We start from the raw sequence: 739 nt of genomic DNA, 5'->3' as shown, positions 1-739 counted from the left end.
AAAACACCTCCGATATTTTGTGCAATGAAAGCACATATAAAGTGATGTCTGAAGCGCATAATCCTTATGGAGATGGGGAAGCGGCAAGCCGAATAAATCACGCCATTAACAGCGTCATTACGCCTTAACTTGTTCAAATGCTCAACAAAGCCTATCTCTACTACCACACTATCAAGTACCTACAATGGCAGCAGATATTTTATCGGATCTACTATCGCTTTAAACGCCCTAACATTAAGCCGCTTGAATACTACAAACAGGTTGATTCCCAAGAATGGCGCTGGGAAGGGCCTGAATTTCTAGAGCCATCCATGCTTGATGCAAACACCTTCGGCTTTTTGAACGAAACACACACTATCAGCACAACAAGCGATTGGAATAATCCAACGCTAGCCAAGCTATGGCTGTACAACCTGCACTATTTTGACGATCTCAATGCCAGAGATTCGCAGACACGATACAATCAACACGAAGTTCTAATCAAACGATGGATAAATGAAAATCCTGCCTGCTCAGGTAATGGCTGGGAGCCCTACCCTTTGTCGCTTCGAATCGTCAACTGGGTTAAATGGCTGTCAAAGCAAGAACGAAAGAACGAGACTGCCGACGCAAGCCTACAGCAACAAACCGAAGCCCTTGGTCAACAGCTTGAATACCACATCTTAGGCAATCATCTATTTGCAAATGCAAAAGCGCTCGTATTTGCAGGAGCTTATTTAAAAACTCCACAAACAGAACG

The 739-nt window shown here is 43.8% G+C and carries 1 pseudogene; it reads left to right on the top strand.

Annotation, left to right across the window (positions count from 1 at the left end):
* Window positions 1-137: 137 nt before the first annotated feature.
* Window positions 138-739: pseudogene (locus tag A3739_RS19075) on the top strand (heparinase); the annotation flags it as partial.

This window comes from Oleiphilus sp. HI0067 (assembly GCF_001635735.1).
The sequence above is the reverse complement of the archived record's forward strand: the minus strand, read 5'-3'. Positions and strand labels throughout refer to the sequence as shown.